This is a genomic window from Pseudomonas sp. PAMC 26793 (genome assembly GCF_000313235.1).
GTDB classification, from domain to species: domain Bacteria; phylum Pseudomonadota; class Gammaproteobacteria; order Pseudomonadales; family Pseudomonadaceae; genus Aquipseudomonas; species Aquipseudomonas yamanorum.
In genome coordinates this window covers 363,471-384,167 of sequence record NZ_AMXG01000054.1, presented here as the reverse complement: position 1 = coordinate 384,167, position 20,697 = coordinate 363,471, and the positions used below count along the sequence as shown (strand labels likewise).

General features: G+C 61.6%; 14 protein-coding genes. 7 read left to right on the top strand and 7 right to left on the bottom strand.

The features are described from left to right. Positions 1-199 precede the first annotated feature (199 nt). Positions 200-856: a DsbA family oxidoreductase gene (locus D109_RS0129565; protein ID WP_017480100.1), complete on the bottom strand. Its 657-nt coding sequence runs from the start codon at positions 854-856 to the stop codon at positions 200-202. A 62-nt stretch (positions 857-918) separates the two neighbouring features. Then, on the bottom strand, positions 919-1,938 hold the full coding sequence (locus tag D109_RS0129560; protein ID WP_017480099.1) for an alpha/beta fold hydrolase: 1,020 nt from the start codon (positions 1,936-1,938) through the stop codon (positions 919-921). Between the two features lie 203 nt (positions 1,939-2,141). On the opposite strand from D109_RS0129560, the gene D109_RS0129555 reads away from it, so the two are divergent. Together D109_RS0129555 and metR are read left to right on the top strand one after the other, a co-directional pair. Then, on the top strand, positions 2,142-7,727 hold the full coding sequence (locus tag D109_RS0129555; RefSeq protein ID WP_017480098.1) for a dermonecrotic toxin domain-containing protein: 5,586 nt from the start codon (positions 2,142-2,144) through the stop codon (positions 7,725-7,727). 97 nt (positions 7,728-7,824) lie between these two features. Continuing rightward, positions 7,825-8,742 (top strand): transcriptional regulator MetR, encoded by a 918-nt coding sequence (gene metR, locus D109_RS0129550; protein WP_017480097.1) that lies wholly within the window; start codon positions 7,825-7,827, stop codon positions 8,740-8,742. 113 nt (positions 8,743-8,855) lie between these two features. Here the strand turns inward: metR and D109_RS0129545 are convergent, their stop codons facing one another. Together D109_RS0129545 and D109_RS0129540 are read right to left on the bottom strand one after the other, a co-directional pair. Then, entirely contained in the window at positions 8,856-9,266 is a 411-nt protein-coding gene (locus tag D109_RS0129545) for an NUDIX domain-containing protein (RefSeq protein ID WP_017480096.1), read from the bottom strand. Between the two features lie 48 nt (positions 9,267-9,314). Continuing rightward, positions 9,315-10,661: an HD domain-containing phosphohydrolase gene (locus D109_RS0129540; protein WP_017480095.1), complete on the bottom strand. Its 1,347-nt coding sequence runs from the start codon at positions 10,659-10,661 to the stop codon at positions 9,315-9,317. 258 nt (positions 10,662-10,919) lie between these two features. Here D109_RS0129540 and D109_RS0129535 point away from each other — a divergent pair, with 258 nt between their 5' ends. From D109_RS0129535 to D109_RS0129520, 4 genes are all read left to right on the top strand, one after another. Further along, positions 10,920-12,794, top strand: a complete 1,875-nt coding sequence (locus D109_RS0129535) for a bifunctional diguanylate cyclase/phosphodiesterase (RefSeq protein WP_017480094.1) — start codon at positions 10,920-10,922, stop codon at positions 12,792-12,794. A gap of 66 nt (positions 12,795-12,860) precedes the next feature. Then, positions 12,861-13,808: a cytochrome-c peroxidase gene (locus tag D109_RS0129530; protein ID WP_050555093.1), complete on the top strand. Its 948-nt coding sequence runs from the start codon at positions 12,861-12,863 to the stop codon at positions 13,806-13,808. Further along, positions 13,805-15,607 carry a DAHL domain-containing protein gene (locus D109_RS0129525; RefSeq protein ID WP_017480092.1) on the top strand — a complete coding sequence of 601 codons (1,803 nt, stop codon included), beginning with the start codon at positions 13,805-13,807 and terminating at the stop codon, positions 15,605-15,607. Before D109_RS0129530 ends, D109_RS0129525 begins: the two co-directional genes overlap by 4 nt. Before the next feature lie 2 nt (positions 15,608-15,609). Then, entirely contained in the window at positions 15,610-17,016 is a 1,407-nt protein-coding gene (locus D109_RS0129520; RefSeq protein ID WP_026078300.1) for an ATP-binding protein, read from the top strand. A 25-nt stretch (positions 17,017-17,041) separates the two neighbouring features. Here the strand turns inward: D109_RS0129520 and D109_RS0129515 are convergent, their stop codons facing one another. The 3 genes from D109_RS0129515 to D109_RS0129505 form a co-directional block, all read right to left on the bottom strand. Then, positions 17,042-17,314 carry a type B 50S ribosomal protein L31 gene (locus D109_RS0129515; protein ID WP_017480090.1) on the bottom strand — a complete coding sequence of 91 codons (273 nt, stop codon included), beginning with the start codon at positions 17,312-17,314 and terminating at the stop codon, positions 17,042-17,044. Positions 17,315-17,414: 100 nt separating this feature from the next. Continuing rightward, on the bottom strand, positions 17,415-18,740 hold the full coding sequence (locus tag D109_RS0129510) for an APC family permease (RefSeq protein ID WP_017480089.1): 1,326 nt from the start codon (positions 18,738-18,740) through the stop codon (positions 17,415-17,417). 243 nt (positions 18,741-18,983) lie between these two features. Further along, positions 18,984-19,805 (bottom strand): carbon-nitrogen hydrolase family protein, encoded by an 822-nt coding sequence (locus tag D109_RS0129505; protein WP_017480088.1) that lies wholly within the window; start codon positions 19,803-19,805, stop codon positions 18,984-18,986. Between the two features lie 93 nt (positions 19,806-19,898). Here D109_RS0129505 and D109_RS0129500 point away from each other — a divergent pair, with 93 nt between their 5' ends. Continuing rightward, positions 19,899-20,663: a LuxR C-terminal-related transcriptional regulator gene (locus tag D109_RS0129500; RefSeq protein ID WP_017480087.1), complete on the top strand. Its 765-nt coding sequence runs from the start codon at positions 19,899-19,901 to the stop codon at positions 20,661-20,663. The last annotated feature ends 34 nt before the right edge of the window (positions 20,664-20,697 follow it).

Below are 20,697 nucleotides of genomic sequence, written 5' to 3'. Positions count from 1 at the left end.
GCCCGGGTTAGCCGTCCTGGGCCAAGGATGGCCCATGACGGCGGCCCACGGTTCAAGGCCGGAGTGGGCACACCGGGCCTAGGCGAGGTGCCGAGTGGTGGGGCAAGAGCGTTTTGCTTACTTTTGCGCTTTTCAAAAGTGACCCGCTGTAAGAGCGGAACCGTAGGAGGCCGTTACCGCAGCAACGGATATGCCCCCATCACCCCCTGCCAGCCTCACTGATAATCTGCCGAATCGCCCCGACAAACGCCTCAGCCGGCTGCCCGCCACTCACCGCATACTGATCGTTAAACACGATCGTAGGCACAGAAGTCACCCCACGAGACACCCACAACTGCTCCTGCTCCCGCACCTCGGCGGCATATTCATCCGAAGCCAGAATTTCCTCCGCCCGTACACGATCCAGCCCAACACCCTCGGCAATCCCCGCCAACGTCCGGTGATCCGACGGGTCCTGCTGATCCGTAAAGTACGCCTTGAACAGCGCTTCCTTGAGGTTGTACTGCAACCCCTCAAGCCCCGCCCAATGCAACAGACGATGCGCATCAAACGTGTTGTAGATACGGCTCTGCCCATCGGTGCGAAACGCAAACCCCAACTCCGCGCCCATATCACGAATCCGCGCCCGGTTAGCCTGGGACTGCTCAGCCGTGGAGCCGTACTTTTCAGTGATGTGCTCGGTAATGTTCTGGCCTTCAGCAGCCATGTTCGGGTTCAGCTCGAAAGGCTGGAAATGAATCTCGGCCTGCACCTCCGGACCCAGCTGGTCCAGGGCCTCGGTCAAGCCACGCAGGCCGATGATGCACCAGGGACACGACACGTCGCTGACGAAATCGATTTTCAGGGGAGTACTCATGACTAGGCAACCTCGCTGGCATTAAACGCCGGAAAGGCCCCACGATACACCCCGTCAAGCCCTTACAAAACCTTCGCGGGCACCACCGTGTCGATCTGCGCCCAATGCGCCGCATCCTGCCGATGCTCTTGCAAATAGGGCAAGACCGCCGCCAGCAACGGCGCCTTGAACGCCTCCTGGAAGCGATGGGCCAGTCCCGGGATCAGCCGTAACTGGCTGCCCTGGATATGTGCCGCCAGGTGAACCCCGTGCATCACCGGCAACAACGGATCGGCCGTGCCATGCACCACCAGGGTCGGCACCCGCAGTTGATTGAGCAACGGCACGCGGCTCGGTTCGGCAAGGATCGCCATGATCTGGCGCTTCACACCGTCAGGGTTGAACGCCCGGTCGTAAGACTGCGCCGCCTGCTGCAACAGCACCTTGCGATCATCCTTCACATAAGGACTGCCCAGCGCCGCCAGCAGGTCGGCCTGTTGTTCCAGGGCCACTTCACGATTGGGCGCGCTGCGGCGCGACAACAGTTGTACCAACGCCGCACTCGGTGCTGGCAGGCCTTCGGCGCCGGAGCTGGTCATGATCAGGGTCAGGCTTTCCACCCGTTGCGGCGCCATGGCCGCCAGGTGCTGGGCGATCATGCCGCCCATGCTTGCGCCCAATACGTGGAATTGCTGGATGTGCAAGCCGTCCATCAGGCCCAGTGCGTCGTCCGCCATGTCGGTCAGGGTGTAGGGCGCCGCCACTGGAAGACCAAGTTTGTAGCGCAGCACTTCGAACGTCAGGTTGGCGCTGGCCGGTGCCTGGCGCCAGGTGGACAGCCCGACATCACGGTTGTCATAACGAATCACCCGAAAGCCCTGCTCACACAGGGCCACCACCACTTCGTCCGGCCAGTGAATCAACTGCCCGCCCAGGCCCATCACCAGCAGCAAGGCCGGGTCGGAGGCGCGACCAATGCTCTGGTAGGCCAGGCTCACCTGTTCCAGATCGACCCGTTCAGTCGGAACATTCACATCACATCGAGAAGCCGCAAAGGACGGCAGGCCGAATAACAGAGCGGCCATGAAAAAAAACACGCGCATGAAAAACACCGAAACACAGAACCCCAGTAGAGCGCGAGTCTGATGAAGTTTGTACAAGCGCGCTGCCACAGTTCAGTGACAGTTTGATGAAGGGCGCCCAACGGTCATCAGCGTATCTATCTATCACCTCACGCCCCGGCCCCGCCTCTTTAATGGTGCATTCACCGGCAAGCCCGGTCTTACCAGAGCATGAACACACCATCATGAGTGACCTGACCCTACTTCCCTTACCTGCCACCCTGAGCGACTTCGCCTCGCCGTCGCTTCCAGGCCAGGCCCGCCTCCAGGACCAAAGCCTGTCCTTGCAAGCCTCCGCGCGCTGGCGCGAAAGCCAACAGGAGCTGCATGCACTTATCGCCCAGGCGCCGGGCGTACGCGACTCCATCGAACAACTGCTCATAGAGCATTGGCAACTGGGCGCCACGCCGGTCGGCCTGGGTTTTCTCAAGACTGAAGATCACGACGAGCACTTCGTCAGCCTGGTGGATGCCTGGGGATTTATCTGCCAGTTTCCAGACATCTCCCCCACCCTGGATGCCCGCAGCACCGTGGTCGGCCTGGCGTCCCATAGCCTGTCAGCCCTCACGCCCGTGCAAGTACTCAAGCGGCTCCAGGCACTGGACCTGAGGAAATTGCTCAGTGTGCGCTGGGAGAACTACTGGAATACCCGGGCACCGGGCACGCCGTTGTCCCGTCGCGAGCGGGCTGCACACCTGTACTGCCAGCATTTCGAAGCCTGTGGGCAATTGACCTACGCCCAGGGAAAGCTGAGTGCCCAACAACTGATATCGTTGCAGACAGTCCTCAACCCGATCACTGCCCCCAATGGCGTACGCCCCGTCGAGACCTGCCAGCTGGCGTTGCGGCTGCCCGACCAGAGCAAGGTCAAACTGCCTGGCGCCTGGGTCATCACCGTGCGCCAGGAGCCGTTGCTGACTCAAACCCTGTACCTGCCCTGCCGGCAACCCGGCGTGATGGTGTTCAGCCAACGCAGCGACATGGAGCGGTGGCTGGTCGCGGCGGATCAGCAACTGGTACCGCCGGATGCCGCGGCGGACGCGGTCACCGTCGAATACAGCTCGCGCACTGAAGCGCTGGAGCACGGCATTCTGGACCTGCTGTCGCACTTGCACGCGGCTCAACTGGAAAGCCTGCGCAACCGCCATCGCAATGGCAGCGACCTGGCTCGTTTCGCCAGACACGCCCTGGATGATGCCGACCGCCTGGACAGCCAGCGCCGGGAAATCCCGATACTCATCGCGCCACCTCAACCGGCAGGTAAGCCCGGCCCGGACGCTGACGACCTGCCTCCTGCCCTGCCCTTCGGCCACCTCAGCGCCGACATTGCCCTGGGCCAGCGCTGGGCCGCGATCAAGCAACAACGCAGCGCACTGGAACGCTTCCTGGGCGATGGCCCTGAGCAAACAGCCCGGCTGGCGCAGTTGAAGGGTTTGATGCAAGCGCTGAAAGACGCAGAGCAAGCCGGCAATGATGCCGCCAGCGGCCTGCTGGCAAAAAAAGCCGCCTTCGATCAACTTGAGCTGCGGCAAAAACCCAATCCGCACTATGACGCGCTCTATCAGGCGCGGATCGCCGCCCTGCGCGCCGAGGGCGCCATCCAGCACGCGCTCCAACAGATCAGCGATGAAGAGCATCGCCTGCTCCTGGCTGTCGCGGAGCACCCCGCGGCCCCGGAACGCCGCCCGGCTGTCGCAGTTACCCGCCTGATACTCTCCGGCCGTGCCCCAAAGGAAGGCCCAGAGGAGCTGACGGGCCTGCTGCTCATCACCCAGACCAGTGCCTTGAGCGCTTCGGCCCCACACAGCCTGTTGCTCTACTGGCCCGGCAACGCGGGGGGCCTGCAGCGCTTCGAATCCCGCCAAGCCCTGGAACACTCCCTGTTCAAGCTGTCGAGCGAAGCGCAGGACGTCACACTGCAACTGTCGCTGCTGACCGGCGACCCGATTGAATACTCGTTGCAACAGCAGCTGTACGCCAGCGAACAAAAGGCGTACGCGCTGATCTCCCTTTTCCCGGTGCCACCGTTCGCCCAGGAGCGCGCCGATGGCCTGGACAAGCTCAAGGAGCAAACCCTGTTCACCCTGCAAACCCCAGTGAACCCGGCGCGTGAGCTGGCCTACGGACAGCTGCTCGAGCAACAACGCAGCGCCACCCTGGCCGGGGTACTGCCTGGGGAGTTGAGCCAGTTGCCGGCGAATGAACGCCTGGCGCTCAAACGCCTGGTTCAAGCGCAGATCAGCGCCCTGCATCGCTCGCAGCAATTGCTTGAGCGTGAGCTTGAACCCTTCGATGATTTCGGCCAGCGCCGCCTGGATCAGCGCCTGCGCGAAGACTTCCAACTTGAACACGCCTGGTCTGTGCAGCTGGACCTGCCTGACGCGGTCAGCCAGGAGCGCGAATACCTGTCCGAGTATGCGGGCCCGGGTACCCCGTTCAAGTATGTGACGGTGCCCAGTTCCCGCCGCAGCACGCTGTCGTTGTTGCAACTGGCCCAGCAAAACATCGACCCGACGCTGGCCCAGCGCCTGACCTACATGAAGCTCGATGTCACCGGCGCCGATGCCCTTGAAACCACCCGGCTGACCACCGGCCTGTCCCTGGAATACCTGAAAACCCTGGTCAAGGAACTCGACCTTGCCGGGGCCTACGAAAGCTTGATCACCCGCACCTTCCTCGGTGATCCCGCGGCGGCGCCTTTCACCAACCAGCACCGGCGCGAATGCCTGACCGAGCCCCTGCGCCTGATGCTCATGTTGCAAGGCAAACGCGCCCGGGCCCTGGGGCGATTCGACGACAACGATCTGCGGCTGCTGAACATCGCCATCGACGCCGACAACGCGGGTGCCTGGCAGGTGGAGGGCAAGAAAATCGTGCTGCTGCCGGCCACGCTGAGCGCGGGCGGGGAAGATACCGACTTCGGTCCGACCACCCTGTCGGGGGTCACCTTTATTCAGGAGCAAGTCTCCGGCCTGACCCTGCTGTACCTGCCGAACAGCCCGGATAATCAGGACCTGCGGCGTTACCCGAGCCTGGAACTGGCGCGCAAGGCACTCTACGACCTCAGCCTGGGCAGCGGCATGAGTGCTTACCTGGCAGGCTTGGCCATCAAAGGCGACACCGCCGCCCACCTCGCCCACCTCGCCCGGATCGCCCAGGCCCAGCAACGGAATTTTGATCCGATCTTTGCCGTCGGAACCCCCTGGCCGGCCACCACGTCGCTGGCCGCCCATTTGCTGAACGCCCATATGGGACGGGTCATAGAAGCGCATCGCGCGACTTCGCGCTCCAACGCGGCCTTGTTGCTGGAGCAGAATGCGTTGCGCGCCGGGCTGATCTTCAACTACTTGAAAATCGCCCTGGGGCTGGTGCCTTTCGTGGGCTCGGTCGTCGCGTTGTATGACGCCTGGTCCAGTGCCAACCTGGCGACTGCCGCCTTCTTGCGCGGGAACGTCGGCCATGGCCTGGCCGAGGTCGAAGCGGTGCTGTTGTCGCTGATCGACTGCGCCATGGACATTCTGCCGGGCAGCCTCGCCCTGCCGGTCAACGCCCGCGCCGCCACCCGCCAGCGTCAATTGCGCCATCTGGCCAGCAGCGCCGCCAGCCTGCACCTGCCCTCGGTCACCCAGGCTCGACGGGCGGCACAGCGTTTCGCCGGTTATGAATATGAAGGGGTGATCTCGCTGGCGGGGCTGCAACCTCAAACCCACGGGTTCTATCGCAACGTGTACCGGCATACCGAAGGCGACTTCATCGTGCGGCGCGGGCGCATCTACCAAGTTGAGCTGGCCGGCGATCCCCTGGACTGGCGCCTGAGCCCGACCCGCAGCAAAACCTACAAGCAGCCGATTGCCCTGGATGAAAACGGTGAATGGGACACCCACTACGGCGTCTACGGCAGCGCATTCAAGGGTGGCCTGGCGGGTGGCGGCAGCGTGCTCGGGCATATGGCCGAAGTGCTTGATCCGATCTGGCCCCAGTCGATTCGTGATTACTTGCCGCGCTGGTGGACCGACCGCGCCCTGCGCCGCCAACAGGCGCTGGCCAACACTATCAACAGCCGCGAAGACTTGATTGCGAGTTCCATTAACCGAACCGAAGAACTGATGGCCCGGGCCAACCCATCAGATCCGGCGATCCGCAGATCCTTCGAACAGGACATCGAACTGTACAGCCGCCAGTATCAGGAACTGACCGAGTTCGCGCCCTTCACCAGCGGCAACCGCCAGCGCGCGATCAGAGAGGACATGAGCCGCAATGCCGCGCGCCTGACGCTGACCACCCTGAACAGGGCGCGCTACCATTTCAGGCGCATCGAGGCGCAGGTCCTGGAGCTTCGCCCCCACAACATGACCACCATCGCCCCCGAGGTCTTCGACACCCCGGAGCTTGTTCCCGCCGTGTTGAACATCCTGCGGCAACGTAAAAGGATCAGCAGCGAGATTCTGCGCGACCTGGACCTCATTGATGCCGACTTTTCGCACTTCAACCGCTGGTTCGAAAAAGTGACTGACACCGCCCACCGTGGCCGGCTGAGCCCGATGCTGGAACAGTTCCGACGCGTGCTCAACGACAGCTACCGCATGCACCTGAGGTTGGCGCACCGCTTCGACACCCTTGAGGTATACCCTGAAGTGACCGAGCTGTCCTGGTGGTACCTGCGGGCCCAGGCCCGGGACAGCTATGCCAAGGTCAGCCGGGCCCAGGCCTCGCATTTTGAACTGCCCAACGCCAGTGCCAACATCACACAGCGGCGCAAGGTGCTGGAGGACTGCATACAGGCCTATGAACAATTCCGGCTGACCATCCGCGCCTGGAATCTCGGTTACCCGCAGCATTTCGATCAGGCGCAACTCAGCGCGTTTTTCGTCGACATTGACCAGATGATCGAACTGGCCCGCCGCGCCATCAAGGACTCGCCAGCAAGCCGCCCAGCAGCCGGGCAACCTGTGCGGCGAGTATTCGACACCGAGGACAATATTTCCCTGGTGGGTACCGAGAGCATCGACCCGCAAACCCAGGCCACCACCTACCGGGTGGAGAACGCCAGAGGGCCGACCGAGACCTGGATCAAGGGTCCCGGCGGCAAGTCCCGGCTCAAGGACAGTGCCGCCTCGGAGCCCGCGCCGCCGGAATCCAACGTCAAGCAGTTCGTGGCGAGCGAAGCCAGGGCTCGCCTGGACAACGTCGCGCAGTACGAAAGCCGCGTCATCGCCTATATCGAGCAAAAAATGCTACCGGTGGACCTGGAACACCTGCTGGTCAGCGAAGCAGCCGAGTTGAACTTGCGGGCCAATCGTCTGGAACGCCTGGACCCCACCGAAGACCTCGTGCGCCTACTGCGTGCCAAGGCCGCGGAACTGACCATCAAGGGCCGCAACCTGCGCATCCGCCAGACCCTCGTCAGCAAAACCCCCACCGAAGGTTATCTGGACTACCTTCGCGAACAACGGGTGGTGGATATTCGCAAGGGTGAACCGGCTCGCAACCTCAATGAAGGCAAGAAAGGACGGGCGGATTTTCTTCAGGAATACGTGGTTCAGGACCTGACACAAACGCCGCCCGTCCCCCTGTGGTATGCGCATTTTCATTACGACAAGGCCGGGGCGCAGTTCGACGAGTTCATCAAGGCCCACTTGAAGATCCCCGAGCAGCGCAACCTGGGCCTGCAATGGCAAGTCGCCCAGGCGCAAGCCGGGGCCACGGTGGATCCGATCTGGCGCGGCAATATCGGGCGACCGCTGGCCACCCGGCACTTTGCCGGGGTGTGAAGGCGGCGGGACTTGAGCACGACGGTCGACAGGCATAACAACATGAGACAAACTCAACCAATCCGAATTTGTCACCAGTTATATTCATGGAGACCCCGTGCTCGAAATCCGCCATCTCAAGACCCTGCACGCCTTGCGCGAAGCCGACAGCCTGGTGGAGGCCGCTGAGCGCCTGCACCTGACGCAATCAGCGCTCTCCCACCAGTTCAAGGAACTTGAAGAACGCCTGGGCATGCAGCTATTTGTGCGCAAGACCAAGCCACTGCGCTTCACCAGTGCCGGCCTGCGCCTGCTGCAACTGGCGGATGCCACCCTGCCCTTGCTGCGCGGTGCCGAACGCGACATCGCACGCCTGGCCGGCGGCACGGCCGGGCGTTTGCACATGGCCATCGAATGCCACAGCTGTTTCCAGTGGCTGATGCCCACCATCGACCAGTTCCGCGACGCCTGGCCCGAAGTGGAACTGGACCTGGCCTCCGGCTTCGCCTTCGCGCCGCTGCCGGCCCTGGCCCGTGGCGACCTCGACCTGGTGGTGACCTCCGACCCGCTGGAACTGCCGGGCATCACTTATGTGCCGTTGTTCACCTACGAAGCCATGCTCGCGGTGGCCAACCAGCACCCGCTGGCGAACAAGCCTTACATCGTGCCCGAAGACCTGATCAGCGAAACCCTGATCACCTACCCGGTGGAACGTGATCGCCTGGACATCTTCACCCGCTTCCTGGAACCCGCCGACGTGGAACCCGCCCAGGTGCGTACCTCGGAACTGACGGTGATGATGATGCAGTTGGTGGCCAGCGGTCGCGGCGTGTGCGGCATGCCCCATTGGGCGCTGCATGAATACAGCTCCCGGGGCTATGTGAAAGCCAAGCGGCTGGGGGAAAAAGGCCTGTTTGCCACGCTGTACGCCGGGATTCGCGCCGACATGCTGGACGCGCCCTATATGCGCGACTTCCTGCTGACGGCCAAGGACACCTCGTTTTCGACCCTGGACGGGGTCAGCGCCGTGCGCTGATAAATAGCGGGTACCTGTGGCGAGGGAGCTTGCTCCCGCTGGGCTGCGCAGCAGACCCAGAAATCTTGGGGCCGCTTCGCGCCCCAGCGGGAGCAAGCTCCCTCGCCACAAGGTCAGGCAGGGATCAGCGACGAGCGATAGAACGGCAGAATCAAATCCCGAGTCAGCGGCGCAAGCTGCAAACCGCCGTCGCCGGCCGGGTCGATCCAGCGCACCTCTTCAATCTCGGCAGCCGGTGTCACCGCCACGTCGATGTGCACCTGGAACAGCTCGGCCTGCACCACAAACCCCGGCTCATTCGCCGCCGGCGCCGAGAACTGCCCCAGGTAAACAGCCGCCGCCGGGTCAATCCTCAGGCCCAGTTCCTCGTGCAGCTCACGGGCGAGGGCCTCGGCAGCTTGCTCGCCGGCGTCGATCTTGCCGCCTGGCTGCATGAAGGCCTGGGTGCCGCGCTTGCGTACCAAAAGGGTCTGGCCGTTGCTGCCGATCAGCAGGGCGGCGGCGATGCGAATGGTGGAGGTCATGGGAAGGTCGCCTTGAATACAAAGGCGCAAGGATCCCATGAACCGGCCTCAGCCCGAAAGCAGCGCCTCATCCGGCACCTTGATGAAGACGCTGTACTTCGCCCCTTCCATGGCTTCGAACGCAATCAGCTTGTCCACCAGCGGCAGGTTCAACACCTTGCCGGCGTTGAGCAGCAGCATGCCGTTGTCGGCGTTGAGGTTGCGCGCCAGCACCATGCCTTCGGCGAGTTCGCGGGTGGTCAGGACCTTGACCGACGGATCGCCCAGGGTCACGTCACTGAGAAACGCCGCGCAGGCCTGGATGAAGTCTTCCACCATCTCCGGGTCGTAAAGGCGCCCGGCGTATTTGCGGATGTAAAGCAGCGCTTCGTCGCTGTTCATCTGCCGCTCAAGGATCAAGCCGCGTTGCAGTTCGATGAAATCCACCGCCAGTTTCAACAGCCGCGAGCCCAGCGGAATTGCGTCGCCCTTGAGGTGGTCGGGAAAGCCGCTGCCGTCCCAGCGTTCCTGGTGATGGCGGATCAAGCGTGCCGCGTCTTTCATCGGTTCCAGGGTCATCAGCAACGATTCGCTCTGGGTCGGATACGCCCGGTAACGCTCACGGTCGGTGCTGTGCAGCAGGTCGCTGGGAGAGATCATCATGCTGTCGCTCCAGCTTAACTTGCCGATGTTGTAGAGCGCGGCAGCCATGGTCAGGTCGCGCGCGCTGGCTTCGTCCATGGGCTGGAACTTGCAGTACACGCGGATCAGTTCGATCAGTTGGCGGTTGGTCTGTTTTTCCTTGGGTAGCCGCAGGTTGGCCAGCAGCGAAAACACCTCGGTACCGGTGACGTAGCTGCGCTTGAGTTCATCGTAGGCCAGGTCGAGCATGTCGGCGGTCTGCTGCAGCTCGGAAGTGCGCGCCACCACGCGTTTTTCCAGGCTGGCATTAAGGGCTTTCAACTGGTCGTTCTGCTCCCGGGTCAACTGCTCAAGGCGCAGCCGCTCGCGCTCGGAATGCTGGTGCTCGAGGGACTGGCGCAGGGTCAGGAGCATTTCCTCGTCATTCCAGGGTTTGCTGATATAGCGGTGGATCTGCCCTTCGTTGATCGCCTTGATCATCATGCTCATGTCGGCGTAGCCGGTCAGCAGGATGCGCGTGGTAGCCGGGTACAGCCGATGGGTCTCGGCCAGCAGCATCGCGCCGTCCATGGCCGGCATGCGGGCGTCGGTCATGACCAGGTCGATGGGCCGCGCGGCCATGATTTCCAGGGCCTGGGCGCCACTGCCGGCCAGCAGCACGTCATAGGGTTGGCCGCGCAGCAAACGGCGCAGGCTGTTGAGAATCGACTCTTCGTCGTCGACCAGCAAAATCGTGGGGGTGTAGGGGGCAGTCGTTGCTAGTTGCTCGTCCATGGCGACACCTCCTCTCAATGACACAAAATTGCACCATTGCGCGCCCGTCGTCATCAATCGCTGTACTTGCAGGAGCATTGAGCGCTAGATGAATGCGGGGGTAACTGGCGTTGATTTGACGCCAACTGGCCGACTTATTCAAGGGAGCCAACTATGCTTGTGGCAAGAAGCCCATGACCGCCCCTGTTTACCGATGCACTCAAGGTAAGGAAGCCACATGCGCCAGAATATGCAGTTGAGCGCCTCCCGGAACCGCTCGTGAACCCGCGCTCCGCGAGGGCCAATCGACGGATCCTGATCGTCGACGACACCGCGTCGATCCACGAAGACTTCCGCAAGATCCTCGAAGCCGACACCAACGGCGGCCAATCCCTGGACAGCATCGAAGAGACTCTGTTCGGCACCGCCCCTGCCGTGCGCCAGACGTTCCTGCTGGACTCGGCCTATCAAGGCGAGGAAGCGCTGGCCCTGGTGACCAAGGCCGTGGCAGCCAACACCCCCTACGCCCTGGTCTTTATCGACATGCGCATGCCGCCGGGCTGGGACGGACTGGAGACCATCGAGCAACTGTGGGCGATCGACCCCCACCTGCAAATCGCCTTGTGCACGGCCTACTCCGACTATTCCTTTGAAGCTATCGAAGCGCGCCTCAAATACGACGACCAACTGCTGATCCTGAAAAAGCCTTTCGATAACCTCGAAATCCGCCAGATGGCCAGTGCCCTGACCTGGAAATGGCAGCTCACACAGGATGCCGCCCTCAAGCTGATGGGCCTGGAACGTACAGTGGAGGAGCGGGTGCAGGAGCTGCTCAAGGTTTCGCACCTGTTGCAATACGACGCCCTCACCGACCTGCCCAACAGCACGCTGCTGGGAGACCGGCTGACCCAGGCCATCGCCGCCTGCCGGCGCCATGACACCCAGTTGGCGGTGATGTTTATCGGCCTGGACCGCTTCAAGCGCATCAATAACGCCCTGGGCCACCCAGTGGGCGATGAAGTGCTCAAGCAAGTCAGCCAAAGCCTGGTGGCGACAGTGCGCGAGTCGGACTCGGTGTTTCGCTACGGCTCCGACGAGTTCGTGCTGATCCTCAACGACGTTCATCATCCCCAGCAAACCCAGCACATCGCCGAGAAAGTCCTGAAGGTGGTCAGCCACATCCGCTACGTGGCCGGCCACGACCTGAGCGTCACCGCCAGCCTGGGCATCAGCATTTACCCCAATGACAGTTTCAGCGCCGTGGAATTGATCAAGAAAGCCGAAACCGCCATGCACGCCGCCAAGGATCACGGCCCGAATGACTTCAGCTTTTTCATCGATGACATGAACCGCCACGCCCAGGAACAACACAGCCTGGAGACCGCGATTCGGCTGGCCCTGCAACGCAACGAGTTTGTGTTGCACTACCAACCGAAACTGGACTTGAACAGCGGCCGAATTGTCGGCGCGGAGGCCTTGATTCGCTGGTACCAGCCCGATCACGGCTGGGTCTACCCGTCGGCCTTTATCCCAGTGGCCGAGGACAGCGGTCTGATCGTGCTCCTGAGCCAATGGGTGCTGGGCCAGGCCTGCGAGCAAGCGCAAGCCTGGCAGGCAGCCGGCATGGCGCCGATCTGTATTTCAGTGAACATCTCGGCCATCGATTTTCGCCAGCGGGATTTTGTCGCCAACCTGGCGGCCATCCTCGAGCGCACCCACCTCACGCCGGGCTTGCTGGAGCTGGAGATTACCGAAAGTGTGCTGATGCAAAACGTCGAGGAGACCCTGGTTACCTTACGGGCGATCAAGACCATGGGGGTGCGCCTGGCCGTGGATGATTTCGGCACCGGCTATTCCAGCCTCAGCTACCTGCGGCGCTTTCCCATTGATGTGCTGAAAATCGATCAATCGTTCGTTCGTGGCTTGAGTAAAAACACCCAGGACGCACAACTGATCAGCGCGATTATCAGCCTGGGTAAAAGCCTGGACCTGAACATCATTGCCGAGGGCGTGGAGACGGTTGAGCAATTGGACTTCCTCAGGGCTCACCAGTGTGAGGAAGGCCAGGGTTTTCTGTTCAGCAAGGCTGTGGCAGCCGATGAATTCGCCGAGTTCATGCAAGCCGGACCACGCACCCTGATGCCTAGCCAATAACCTTCTTCCCCAAGGAATCATCGCTTGAGCGACGCCACGCCACGCAATGTTCACCGGTCTTCATGGGTGCCCGGGCTCGCCATCCTGTTTTGGCTGGCGACCTGTCTGCCCGTGATGGCCGCGCCCCTGGACGAACCGCTCAAGCCGCTGCCGCCGATACCGCAACTGGATCCGGCAACGGTGGAGCTGGGGCGCCAGTTGTTCAACGAAACACAACTGTCGGTCAACAACACCAAGTCCTGCGCCAGCTGCCATGACCTGCAAACCGGCGGCGTCGACAATCAGCCGTTTTCCCTGGGGTTCGACGGCAAGCCCGTGGCGCTCAACACCCCGACCGTGTTCAACGCCAGCCTGAACTTCAAACAATTCTGGAACGCACGGGTCGACACTCTTGAAGCGCAGGTCGAACAAGTGGTCACCAGCCCCTTGGAAATGGGCAACGACTGGAAAACCGTGATCCGGACCTTGTCGGCGCTGCCCTACTATCAGGCCACCTTCCAACAGGTCTACCCCGACGGCATTACGCCCGCCACGGTGCAAAATGCCCTGGCGACCTATGAACGGACCCTGCTCACTCCCAATTCGCGCTTCGACCAATACCTGCTGGGCAACACCGACATCCTCACCCTTGAAGAAAAATACGGCTACCAGCGCTTCAAGGAATACGGCTGCATCGCCTGCCATCAGGGCGCGAATATCGGCGGCAACATGTACCAGAAATTCGGCGTGATGGACGACTACTTCAAAGCCCGTGGCAACCCCACCGAAGCCGACCTGGGACGCTACCTGCTGACCAAGGACGAGGAAGACCGCAACGTGTTCAAGGTGCCCAGCCTGCGCAACGTGGCAGTCACCGCCCCGTACTTTCACGACGCCTCGGCCAAGACCCTCGAAGAAGCCGTCGACGTGATGTTCAAGTACCAGTTGGGGCGCATTCCCTCCGCGGAAGACAAGACCCTGATCGTGCTGTTTCTGAAAACCCTGACCGGCGAATGGGCAGGCAAGCCCCTATGAAGCTCTCCCGCCGCGCCACCCAGCTCATGCTCAGCGCCATGACCCTGATACTCGCCTCGATCCTGGTATTCCTGTACCTCAAGTCATCGAGCGAGCAGACCACCTACTCCGAATCCCGCGACCTGATCCGCGAAATCAAGCAACTGAACTCACAATGGGACAGCGAAGTGCTCAAGGCCAGGATTGCCCTGACCCACAACTACGATCCCTTGGTCGCCCCCCTCAAAGAGATAAACGACCTGTGGGCCCAGCTTGAGCGCCGCGAATCGCAGAACACTCACGAAGACCCGGCCCGCTGGCAATCCAGCCAGGACGCCTATCGCCAGGAGATCCAGGAAAAGGCCCGGCTGGTGGAGCGGTTCAAGTCCCACAATGCGGTACTGCGCAATTCCCTGGCCTTCCTGCCTACCGCCGAAGACGATATCCAGGCGCAGTTCCTGGCACTCACCGACGGCGACAAGCTGCTTCAGCAAAGCATCGCCACCGACACCTACGACGTACTCCTGAGCAGCCTTGAATTCGCCCAGGTGACCAGCGACGACAAGGCCGCCGACATTCTGGTGGGCCTGAACAAACTGGCGATCAACAAACTGAGCCTGCCCGAGTCGTTCCAGGTGCCGGTGGATATTCTCAGCAAGCACATTTCGCTGATCCTGCGTGAACAGCCCGTGGTCAACGACCTGCTCGAACGCATCGCCGCCGTGCCGCTGGCCGAACGCCTGGACGACCTGACCAACCAGCTCAACCAGGACCAGGCGGCCGCCGACCTGCTCGACCAGAAATACCATCGCTACCTGCTGGTGTTTTCGACCTTGTTGGTGGCGCTGCTGCTGTACCTGGCGATTCGCCTGTTGCGCAGTTTCGCCGAGATCAACCGGGTCAACCGGGCCTTGCATGTGGTCAACGAAAACCTTGAGCAACGCGTCGAGGAACGTACCCGGGAACTCAAGGACGCCCAAGGTGAACTCATGGACAGCGCCCGCCAGGCCGGCATGGCGGAAATTGCCACCAACGTGCTGCACAACGTCGGCAACGTACTCAACAGCGTGAACATCTCCGCCGAGCTGGTGACGCGCAAGCTGCGCACCAGCAAGGCGCTGGGGCTGGGCAAGGCCATGCAGTTGATCAACGAGCACCGCCGCGACCTGGGGACCTTTCTCACCGAGAATGAAAAAGGCAAGTTGTTGCCCGATTACCTGAACCAGTTGGTCGAGGCCATCGCCACTGAACAGCAGGGCCTCACCGAGGAACTGGCGCAACTGAGCAAAAGCGTCGACCACATCAAGGACATTGTCTCCACCCAGCAGTCCTACGCCGGCGCATCCACACTGCTGGAGCCGGTGCATATCAGCGCCTTGATGGAGGATGCCCTGCGCATGAATTCCGGGGCCTTGAGCCGCCACCATGTGACCGTGGTCAAGCACTACAACGACGTCCCCGAGATCATGGCCGACAAGCATCGGCTGCTGCTGATCCTGGTCAACCTGATCAGCAACGCCAAGTACGCCATGTCCAACCTCACCGACCGCACCCGGCAAATGACCCTGACGGTGCTGCCGCTGAATGACGGCACCTTGCAGATCAGCGTCAAGGACGAAGGCGAAGGCATACCCGCAGAAAATATGACGCGAATCTTCACCCACGGTTTTACCACCCGCAAGGAAGGCCACGGCTTTGGCCTGCACAGCTGCGCCCTGGCGGCCCTGGAAATGAAGGGCCGCCTGACTGCCCACAGCGATGGCCCGGGCAAAGGCGCGTTGTTCACCTTGCTCATCCCCCTTGATCCCGTACGGACCTGAGCATGAATAAACCACCGAACCGGCGAATCTTATTGATCGACGACACCCCGTCGATTCACGAGGACTTTCGCAAGATTTTGATGCCGCCCGTGGATGCGAACCAACAACTGGATGAGATGGAAACCGCGCTCTTCGGCGACAGCGCCACACCCCAGGCCCTGGCCTTTGAGCTGGATTCGGCCTACGGCGGCCAGGAAGGATTGCAGTTGCTGTGCCAGGCCATGCAACAGGAGCGTCCCTACGCTTTGGCCTTTGTCGACATGCGCATGCCCCAGGGCTGGGACGGCGCGCAAACCATCGAAGAATTATGGAAAGTCGCCCCCCAACTGCAAGTGGTGGTGTGCACCGCCTACTCCGATTACTCCTGGGAAGAACTGCTGTTTCGGCTGCAGGGCCATGACCGCCTGCTGATCCTGAAAAAGCCCTTCGACAACATCGAAGTCCAACAGATGGCTAACACCCTGGCCGCCAAATGGGACATGGCCCGGCGTGCGTCCCTGCAAACCAGTCACCTGGAACATCTGGTGGAGCAGCGTACCCAGGCATTGACCTTGGCCAGCCAAGCGCTGCAGTTGGAGATCGATGAGCGCAAGCAACTGGAAAGCCAGTTGGTGCAGTCGGAAAAACTCGCGTCCCTGGGCCAGCTCGCGGCGGGCGTGGCCCATGAAATCAACAACCCGGTGGGGTTCATCTCCTCCAACCTGAGCACCCTGGACGGCTACTTCAAACAGTTGCAGCAGATGCTCGACGCCTACCAGCAGGCCGAAGAAGCCCTTGCGCCCGGCGAATGCCTGGCGCAATTGCAACGCCTGCGCAACGCCATGGACCTGGAGTTTCTCAAGGAAGACATTCCGATTCTGATCCACGAATCCAAGGACGGCATTGGTCGCGTGGCCCGGATCGTCAAGGACCTGAAGGATTTCTCGCGGGTCGACAACGACGAGAAATGGCAGTGGGCAAACCTGCAACAGGGTATCGACTCAACCCTGAATATCGTCGCCAGCGAACTCAAGTACAAGGCCGATGTGGTCAAGCATTTCCAAGTGCTGCCGGACATTGAATGCCTGGCCTCGCAGCTCAATCAGGTGGTGATGAACCTGGTGATCAACGCCGCCCAGGCCATGGGCCCGGAACGCGGCACCATCACCCTCAGCAATGGCGTGGAGGGCGACCAGGTCTGGCTGGAAGTGGCGGACACCGGCTGCGGGATCGCGCCGGAGACTGTGCAGAAGATCTTCGACCCGTTCTTCACCACCAAGCCGGTGGGCGAAGGTACAGGCCTGGGGCTGTCGCTGTCGTATGGCATTGTGAAGAAGCATCACGGGACCATTTCAGTGAACAGCGAAGTGGGCAAAGGCACGACGTTTCGGGTGGTGTTGCCGATTCGCCAGACGACAGATCCCCTGTAAAGGCAAACCTCTACAGGGGACAGGCTCAGGCTTCGGCGTTCTTCGGGCTCGAACCAAACGACGCAAACCGCTTGTTGAAGCCGGCGATGCGGCCTTCGGACTGGGTCTTGCGCTGCTGGCCGGTGTACACCGGGTGCGAGGCGCTGGACACGTCGAGGAGCACGTAAGGGTAGGTGTTGCCGTCACTGTGTTTCTGCGTACGGTCGGTTTCCACGGTGGAACCGATCAGGAAGAAAACGTCGGCGGCGGTGTCATGGAACAGCACGGTGCGGTAGTCGGGGTGGATACCAGGTTTCATAAGGCCTCCGGGGCGTCTGGGTGAACATCAAGTGTTATACAGTAACACAAATGATGCGCCCAAACGAGAACCGATTGCAATAAGAATAGACCCCGAGCTTCTATGCGGCTTCCTGAAAGTCCATTTCCGGCGGCTGTTGCGAGAAGCCCCGCGTCAGGAAACCCAGGTACACCAGGCCAATCGCCAACCAGCTCAGGCCCAGGTAGATCGCCAGGTGATCGAGGCTGACCATCAACCACAAATCCGCCACCAGCCCGATGGTCGGGAACACCAGGAACAACACCAGCTCCCGCAACCCACGCTGCTTCGCGCCGATCCAGTAGTGGAAGATCACCGACAGGTTCACCAGGCTGAAAGCCAGGAACGCGCCGAAGTTGATGAACGAGGTCGAGGTGGTGACGTCCAGTCTCAACGCCAGTAACGCCACCACCGCGCACAGCAGGATGCTGTTGACCGGCGTACCGAAGCGCGCATGCAAAGTACCGAAGAACGACTTGGGCAACACCCCGTCGCGCCCCATTGCAAACAGCAACCGCGAACCACTGGCCTGGGCCGACAACCCCGACGCGAACTGGCCGACGATCAGGCCGATCAGGAAGATCGACACGAACAGGTCGCCGCCAATGTTGCGGGCAATCTCGTAGGCTGCGGAATCCACGTCGGTAAATTCGAACGATGGATGGGCGATCTGCACGAAGTACGACACCCCGACAAAGATCAGTCCGCCGATCAGGGTGATCAGCATGATCGCCCGGGGAATGGTGCGCCGCGGGTCACGGGTTTCTTCGGTCAGGGTGCTGACCGCGTCAAAGCCCAGGAACGAATAGCAGGCGATCGCTGCGCCGCTCATGATCAGCGGCATGTGCATCTGGCCGTTGAAGAACGGGGTGATGGTCCACAGCGGCTTGCTGGCGTCACCGCCGATGTAGTGGATGCACAGCGCGACGAAGGCGATCAGCACCAGGAACTGCACCAGCATCAGCAAGGCGTTGATGCCGTTGGCGAGTTTCAGGCCGATGATGTTGATCACGCTGGTGACCCCGATAAACGCCAGAACCCAGACCCATTGGGGCACAGCCGGAAAGGCCGAATGCAGGTAGGCCGCGCCGATCAGCCAGATGGCCATGGGCAGGAACAGGTAGTCGAGCAACACCGCCCAACCGGCGATAAACCCGAGCTTGGGGCTGATGGCCTTGCGCACGTAGCTGTAGGCAGAACCGGCCACCGGGAACGCCGAGGCCATGCGGCCGTAGCTCATGGCGGTGAAGAACATCGCCACCAGCGCGGCCAGGTAAGCGGCCGGGACCATCCCGGCGGTGGATTGCGCCAGGATGCCGAAGGTGCCCAGGACAATGATCGGTGTCATATAGGCGATGCCAAACAGCACCACCGACCCTAGCGACAGGGTGCGTTGCAAACGAGCCATGAGCGATTCTCCGCGCAATTATTAGAGTTATGGCAGGACTGAAGTCGGTGTAGCAGGAACAATAATTTTTATGGTTGAAGCCGCTTTTTGAACGGGTGCCACGTTGTGGTGATTACCCCTTTTGTGGCGAGGGAGCTTGCTCCCGCTGGGCTGCGCAGCGGCCCCAAAATCTTAGGGCCGCTTCGCGCCCCAGCGGGAGCAAGCTCCCTCGCCACAACAGCATCCGTGCCACAAGAATCGGGGTCAGGGTTTGGGGATCAGCAACTCCCGCGTTCCGTCCTTGCGCTCGATCACCTCCCCGGGCAATTTCAAGCGCTGGTCATCCAGGTAGCGATAATCCTGTCGCGCCGCCGCCAGTTGCCCCAGGTCCAGTTCAACCCTGAACTGCCCTTCCGCGCGCCCGGCTTCGAACAGCAAGCTGCCAAACGGATCCACCAGCGCACTGCCACCGGCAAACATCAGGCCGTCGTCGCCCTCTTCCACCCGGTTGACCATCAGCGCAAACGCCTGGTTTTCCTGGGCGCGGGCCATGATCGCGGTGCGGTGGGTGGGGCCGTACGGGTCCATGTTGCCGTTGGTGACGATCAACACTTCAGCGCCCAACTGCGCCAGGGCGCGGGCGGTTTCCGGGAATTCGATGTCGTAGCAGATCAGCAGGCCCACGCACACGCCGTTCCACACGCAGGTGGCGTAGCGGTCGCCGGGGGTGAACACGCCGCGGTCCGAGGCCCACAGGTGGGTCTTGCGATAACGCAGGGCGATGCCGTCCGGGGTGACCATCAAGGTGGTGTTGTAGAACTGGCCGGCGTCGTTCTCGGCCATGCCGATGACAACGGCGATATTGTGCGTGCGCGCCGCCTGGATAATCGCCTGGACGGTCGGGCCCTCCACCGGCTCGGCCACCTCGGCCACGGTGTCGGCGGTCGGGAAGCCCATCAGGTGGGTTTCCGGGAATACGACCAATTGGGTATCCGCCGCACACGCAGCAATCGCCGCCAAAGCGCGCTCAAGGTTGTAAGCTGTGGCGTTATCGCGGCCTGCCAGCTGGGCAAATTCGACCTTCATGGTGATTCCTTGTTCTTTATCTGTGGCGCAGTATGCGCAGCCGCGAACACTCGGGAAATTACGCAGCCGGGTTAACCCTATGGGGGTAGATGCATGACATTGTCGCTGGAAGACATCGCCTGGCACCGTTCGGTGGGGCAGATGATAGACGCCCTGGACCAGCCGAATTTCTGGACGCAGCTGGTCCGGTTGCTGGACCAATATGTGCCGTTCGACAGTTGGGTGGTGTTGCTGTTCAGCAGCGCGCACAAGCCCCTGGTGTTCGCCGAATGCCCGGGCCAGGACGGTGAGCCGGACCATCTGTTCCAGGATTACCTCAACGGCTTGTACCTGCTCGACCCCTTCTACATCGCCAGCCGCGAACACTCACGCACCGGGCTGTTTCGCCTGGCCGAAGTGGCCCCGGAGCATTTCGAGCTGACCGAGTACTACCAGCGCTACTTCCGGCTGAACGTGGTGGCCGATGAAATCCAGTTCAACTGCCAGCAACCGGACGGGCGAACCTTATGCCTGTCCCTGGGCTCCAAACAGCGCTTTGAGCCGCAGCAGATTGCCCTGCTGTCGCTGATTCAGCCCTGGGTGCTGGGCTTGCTGCGCCAACGCCTGCCCCATGAACTCAACCAGGTGAGCGCCCCGCAGGCGCCGATCCACAACGATGGCTGGGGGGCGCAACTCACCGCGCGGGAGCTGGATGTGGGCCGTTTGATGCTCAGTGGTTGCTCCAGCAAGGAAATCGCTCGTAAGCTGGAAATCTCTGTTGAAACCGTGAAAGTCCATAAGAAACACATGTACAGCAAGCTGGGGATCAAATCCCAGTCGGAGCTGTTCTCGATTTTTCTGCAGGCGCAAAACGCCTGAAAATCGTATTACTGATGAGTGGAACCTAAGGAAA